At 61.4% G+C, this 4864-nt stretch carries 8 protein-coding genes; 3 read left to right on the plus strand and 5 right to left on the minus strand.

The genetic code is table 11. The features are described from left to right. Positions 1-77 precede the first annotated feature (77 nt). The gene (locus Q0K06_RS13655) at positions 78-278 is read right to left on the minus strand and encodes a hypothetical protein (protein ID WP_294553652.1); all 201 of its coding nucleotides are present in this window, start codon (positions 276-278) and stop codon (positions 78-80) included. A 103-nt stretch (positions 279-381) separates the two neighbouring features. On the opposite strand from Q0K06_RS13655, the gene Q0K06_RS13660 reads away from it, so the two are divergent. After that, positions 382-570, plus strand: coding sequence for a YlcI/YnfO family protein (locus Q0K06_RS13660; protein ID WP_294553655.1), 189 nt, complete (start codon positions 382-384; stop codon positions 568-570). Between the two features lie 68 nt (positions 571-638). Here Q0K06_RS13660 and Q0K06_RS13665 read toward each other — a convergent pair whose 3' ends face one another. Continuing rightward, positions 639-1646, minus strand: coding sequence for an asparaginase (locus Q0K06_RS13665; RefSeq protein ID WP_294553658.1), 1008 nt, complete (start codon positions 1644-1646; stop codon positions 639-641). 96 nt (positions 1647-1742) lie between these two features. Between Q0K06_RS13665 and Q0K06_RS13670 the strand changes: the two genes are divergently transcribed. Together Q0K06_RS13670 and Q0K06_RS13675 are read left to right on the plus strand one after the other, a co-directional pair. Beyond that, complete coding sequence (locus Q0K06_RS13670; protein ID WP_294553661.1) at positions 1743-2096, plus strand: DUF4234 domain-containing protein; 354 nt, start codon at positions 1743-1745, stop codon at positions 2094-2096. A gap of 49 nt (positions 2097-2145) precedes the next feature. Continuing rightward, positions 2146-2472 carry a DUF2752 domain-containing protein gene (locus Q0K06_RS13675; RefSeq protein WP_294553663.1) on the plus strand — a complete coding sequence of 109 codons (327 nt, stop codon included), beginning with the start codon at positions 2146-2148 and terminating at the stop codon, positions 2470-2472. Between the two features lies 1 nt (position 2473). Here the strand turns inward: Q0K06_RS13675 and Q0K06_RS13680 are convergent, their stop codons facing one another. From Q0K06_RS13680 to sfsA, 3 genes are all read right to left on the minus strand, one after another. After that, positions 2474-3064, minus strand: a complete 591-nt coding sequence (locus tag Q0K06_RS13680; RefSeq protein ID WP_294553665.1) for an SGNH/GDSL hydrolase family protein — start codon at positions 3062-3064, stop codon at positions 2474-2476. Between the two features lie 31 nt (positions 3065-3095). Continuing rightward, positions 3096-3809 (minus strand): GNAT family N-acetyltransferase, encoded by a 714-nt coding sequence (locus Q0K06_RS13685; RefSeq protein ID WP_294553668.1) that lies wholly within the window; start codon positions 3807-3809, stop codon positions 3096-3098. A gap of 185 nt (positions 3810-3994) precedes the next feature. Next, entirely contained in the window at positions 3995-4720 is a 726-nt protein-coding gene (sfsA, locus tag Q0K06_RS13690; protein WP_294553671.1) for a DNA/RNA nuclease SfsA, read from the minus strand. Between the last annotated feature and the right edge of the window lie 144 nt (positions 4721-4864).

Raw genomic sequence — 4864 nt, forward strand, 5'->3', positions numbered from 1 at the left:
TTTAGGGGTATTGTCTGTATTATGCCCTTATAGGGCTTAATCAAGCCTCCGGCTTAGCCGGAGGTTGTGACTTTCTTCTACGGTTCCAGTATCTGCCGCAGGCAGGCAATCTTTTCTCCGTCCTCCATCTCGTCGCTGAACACAATCCCCGCTATTTCCCACAGCATCTGCCGGCTCTTTTCCCGCATCGCCGCTTCAATATGCTCTATCCCCGGGATTTCCACTGTCACCTTGCCGCTGCGAATCATATTGGCCAGAATCAGTTCTAATCTTTTCATATTCTTCACCTTGTATATACGTTTATGTGCTAGTTTGCTTTGCATACATAATACACGCAATAATATACATTATAAAGTACAAATGTATACAGCAGGTGATAGTATGGCAAGAAAATTCAAGCTGCCCGCCGAACCTGGAACCACGCCAAAGAATATCCGTTTTCCCAATTATGTAATTGACCAGGTAGAAGAGGCCATCCGCGGAACAAAAATCTCCTTTTCTGCCTTTGTCATTGAAGCCACAAAGGTGGCCCTGGAAAACCTTCGCGAGGAGGAAGAGGGGCAGGAGTAATCTCACCGTTTCCAACTATAAAAGGCCGGCGGCGCAATATCTGCGCCGCCGGCCTTTTATTTCTTTTCTCAAATTCCCTTGTCCACAGTCACCTCGCCGCAGAGGCTGCGGGTGAAGAGGGCACGCACCTGCTCCGGGTCGTCTGTCTGCCCCAGGGACCACATGAGCTTGGTGACGGCGGCCTCGGTGGTCATATCGTAGCCCTGGATGACCCCCTCGGCCAGAGCCTTCTGCCCCGCCTGGTAGAGGGAGAAGTCGCTGCGCTCATAGAGGCACTGGGAGCACACCACCACCGCCATGCCCGCCTGGACGGCGGCGTGGAGCTTGGAGATCAGGTCCCGGCGGATAAAGTGGAGTCCTCCGGCGCCGAAGGCCTCGATGACCACGCCCCGGTAGTGCATGGACAGGAGCATGTCGAAAATCTCCGGGTTCAGGCCCGGGGTCAGCTTGATGAGAAATACATCCCGGCACAGAGCATCCCGCAGGGTGCAGGGCTCCCCGCCAGAGGCGGGCAGCGCCTCAGGCCGCAGAAGCAGCCCGGCGGCGCTGATTTGGGCGGCCAGAGGCCAGTTGACGCTCTCAAAGGCGTCAAAGCCGGTGGTGCGGGTCTTGACCGCCCGGCAGCCCAGGATCACCTTCCGGTCAAAGGCCACGAACACGCCGCCCACCCCGCTGGCCGCCATGGCAAAGGCGGTGCGCAGGTTCTCCAGCCCGTCGGTGAGCGGATGCTCAATGGGCAGTTGGGAGCCGGTGAGCACCACGGGGAGCTCAATGCCCCGGAGCATGAAGGAGAGCACCGAGGCGGTGTAGGCCATGGTGTCGGTGCCATGGGTGATGACGATGCCGTCAAAATCCCCTCTGCTCTCGTACACCGCCCGGGCGATAACCTGCCACTCCTCCGGCTGGATGTTGGAGGAGTCCATACTCAGCAGATCCCGGATGGTGAGGTCGTAATTGTCTGTCAGGCCGTACAGCCGCTTGGCCAGGCTGCCGCCGTCCAGACCGGGGGCCAGGCCCTCCGCCGTGGGCCGGGAGGCAATGGTGCCCCCGGTGGTGAGAAGCAAAATCTTTTTCATAAATCCCTATCCCTCTTTTAAGGAAATCTTAATTGCAATTCCTCCCAGCATCCTCTATACTTAAATGCAGAAATCAATCTGAACGGAGGAGAGGTTATGCATCAGCGCAATGTTGCCCTCTGCATTGTCCTTACTATCATTACCTGCGGAATCTACGGCCTCTACTGGATGGTCTGCCTCACCGATGATTCCACCGAGGTTACCGGCATGGGCCGCACCAGCGGCGGCATGGCATTGGTGTTTACCCTGATCACCTGCGGCATATACAGCATCTACTGGTGCTACAAGATGGGTGAAAAGCTGGACATGGCCCGGGCTCAGCGGGGCGTCCCCACCGGCAGCCAGGCTGTCATCTACCTGATTCTGTCCCTTTTCGGTCTGGATATCATCGCCTGGGCCCTGATCCAGAGCGAGCTGAACAAGTACTCCTTCAACGGAGATGACTTCTGAGGCCAAAAGCCGCCTGAAGCGGCTGCTCCTGCAGGCGGGCCTGATCCTGGTGATCGGGCTCGCCTATGCTGTTTTTGTGGGGCTGACCGGTCTCTCCATTCCCTGCCCCGTCCGCGCCCTCACCGGGCTGCTGTGTCCCGGCTGCGGGGTCACCCGGCTGTGCATGGCCCTGCTGAGGCTGGACTTTGCCGCCGCCTGGGATGCCAACCCGGTGCTGCTGCTCCTGCTGCCCGTTCTGGCGGCGCTGCTGGCCCGGCAGGCAGCGCGGTACGTAAAAAGCGGGCGGTCCGCCCTCAGCCGGGGGGAATCCGCCCTGGTTTGGGGTATGGCGGCTGTCCTTCTGCTCTGGGGCGTGGCCCGGAACCTGCCCCTGTGACTTACCGCAGCATCCGCAGCGCCCAGGGGAGCACCATCTCGGCCACCTTCCGCTCGCCCGCCGCGGACAGATTGTGCCGGGGCAGCTTCCGCTCGCCATACCAGCGGTCCGGGTCGTCCCGGAAGGCCCGGTACAGGTCCACAAAGGGGACGTTCCGCTCCTCGCACAGCTGGCTCAGCCCGGCGTTCCATTTGGGCAGCCGGCTCTGCACCAGCTCCCCGGCGTAATTTTTGTCAAACCAGGGGATGCCCAGGGCAATAATCCATGTCCCCTGCTCCCTGGCCTGGCGGAACATGTCCGCCATCTCGTCCAGATAGGCCGCCATGGTCCGATCGGGGCGGCGGATGTCCTCCATGCCAAAGCCCAGGACGCACAGCTTGGCCCCCGCGCTCCGGGCGGCAAAGTTCTCCCGGCCGTCAGACGCCGTCTCGCCGGGCACGCCCTCATTCCGCACCGCGGCCTTGGCCCCCAGCGCGGCCAGAATGGCCTCCATCTGGGCGGGCCAGGCCTGTTCCAGGGGGCCGCATTTTCCCTCATCTCCCAGGAAGTAACGGGTGTTCCCGTCTCCCAGGGCCACAATGGTCCGATTCATATACTCACCCTTCTCTCTATCCCGCCGTCTGTCAGGCCAGCAGATCTCCCTCTGAGATCACCTGATACCAGTGGGAGAGCAGCCGGGTCTGGACAAAGCCGGCTGACTGGTACAGCTGATAGGCCCGGTCGTTGGCGGTGGAGACGCTGAGCCAGGCCCGCGCAAAGCCCTCGCCGGCCAGAAGGGCCAGAACGGCGCGCAGCAGCTCCCGGCCCAGTCCCTTGCCGCGGAAGTCCTTGCACAGGCCGATGCTCTCAATCTCCGGGTCGGCCTCCTGAAACCCCAGCAGGTAGATGCCCACCGGCACCCCGTCCGCCAGGGCCAGGCCGCAGCGGCTGCCCTCGGCCTGCATGCGCTCCAGGTCGGTGCGGCCGCAGCTGGCGGAGTTCGGCACGTCAAAAAAGCACTCGTTATACAGGGTCAGCCACTGGCCCACCTTCTCCCGGCTCAGGGGCTCCAGCGTGAGCCTTCCCTCCGGCGGGGGACAGGTGCCGTCCAGCGGCCGCTCCAGGCGGAGCATGTCATGGCGGAACTCCAGCCGGTAGCCCTCGCCGCTGCCCTCGGCCAGCGGCGCCGCCGGGTCCACGGACGCGGCGTAGATCTCAGTGGCGCCCTGGAGCAGCAGGCTCCGGGCGCCCTGGCGGAGCAGGCTGTCCACCTGGTCGGGCCAGCACCGGCGGATCTTCATATATCCCTTTCCTTTGGCCGGGATTTCTTTTGTAATGAGCTCCAGCTCAGGCTGCATGGCCCATTCCTCCCGCTCTATTCTGTATTGGATGAATTTTTATTATACAACAGCGGTACGGACTGCGCAAGTCCGTACCGCTGTTGTATTTTCATAATTTTGTGCTTTGAAATTGCATTTCCGGCAGTCAATGCGCACCTATTCCCGTCAAAAAGCAGGTTTTCCGCTCTGTTGTGCCGCCGGCCTTACAGCCGCACCTCCACCGGTCCGGCCATAGTCAGGCTGTCCAGCGTTACATGACAGGTGCGGGCCAGGATTTCCACCCCCGCCGCACGGGCCCGGCGGAGCGCGCCGCCAAAGGCGGGGTGGGTCAGGTCGTTGGGGGAGAAGAAGTCCGCCCGCTCCATCTGGATGACAAAGCACACCGCCGCCTCATACCCGGCGGCCCGGCAGGCCATCAGCTCTTCCACGTGCTTCACGCCCCGCTCCGTGGGGGCGTCCGGGAAATAGACCGCCCCATCCCGCTCCAGGGTGACCCCCTTTATCTCCACAAAGCCCCGGCGGTTTTCCCCGTTTTCCGAATACTCATAGTAGAAATCAAACCTGGAATTCCCCCATGTTTTCTCCCTCTGGAGCAAAGTCAGACCGGGCCGGAAGGCCCCCGACTTCGCCCACTGGGCAAACACCAGATTTGGGGCCTGGGCGTCCATGTTGATCAGGGTCACAGCGCCGCCCTCCGCGCTGCCCTTTTCCACCGCGATGAGGTCATAGGCGGTCTTGCGGGCCGGGTTGGCGCTCTTCTCCAGGTAGACGGTTGCGCCGGGAATCAGCAGCTCCCGACAACGCCCCGTATTTTTTACATGACATATTACAAAATCTCCGGTTTTCTCCTGCCCTGCCAGGGCCACATGGGCGATAAACCGGTTGGGCCGGGCCAGGAAAATCCCCCGGCAGATGTGGTCGTAGCGCATGGCCTCACTTCCTTCCGGGATATCATACCACATTGGAGCCGGGAAGGGAACGGCCATTTCCGGGCGGGTCACAACCTCCGGCTAAGCCGGAGGCTTGATTAAGCCCTATAAGGGCATAATACAGACAATACCCCTAAAGGGGGC

The sequence above is a fragment of the uncultured Pseudoflavonifractor sp. genome, from assembly GCF_944387805.1.
Lineage (GTDB): Bacteria > Bacillota > Clostridia > Oscillospirales > Oscillospiraceae > Pseudoflavonifractor.

Coding starts and splice junctions, on each gene's coding strand:
- Q0K06_RS13655 (WP_294553652.1), bottom strand. CDS start 278: ATGAAAAGATTAGAACTGATTCTGGCCAATATGATTCGCAGCGGCAAG.
- Q0K06_RS13660 (WP_294553655.1), top strand. CDS start 382: ATGGCAAGAAAATTCAAGCTGCCCGCCGAACCTGGAACCACGCCAAAG.
- Q0K06_RS13665 (WP_294553658.1), bottom strand. CDS start 1,646: ATGAAAAAGATTTTGCTTCTCACCACCGGGGGCACCATTGCCTCCCGG.
- Q0K06_RS13670 (WP_294553661.1), top strand. CDS start 1,743: ATGCATCAGCGCAATGTTGCCCTCTGCATTGTCCTTACTATCATTACC.
- Q0K06_RS13680 (WP_294553665.1), bottom strand. CDS start 3,064: ATGAATCGGACCATTGTGGCCCTGGGAGACGGGAACACCCGTTACTTC.
- Q0K06_RS13685 (WP_294553668.1), bottom strand. CDS start 3,809: ATGCAGCCTGAGCTGGAGCTCATTACAAAAGAAATCCCGGCCAAAGGA.
- sfsA (WP_294553671.1), bottom strand. CDS start 4,720: ATGCGCTACGACCACATCTGCCGGGGGATTTTCCTGGCCCGGCCCAAC.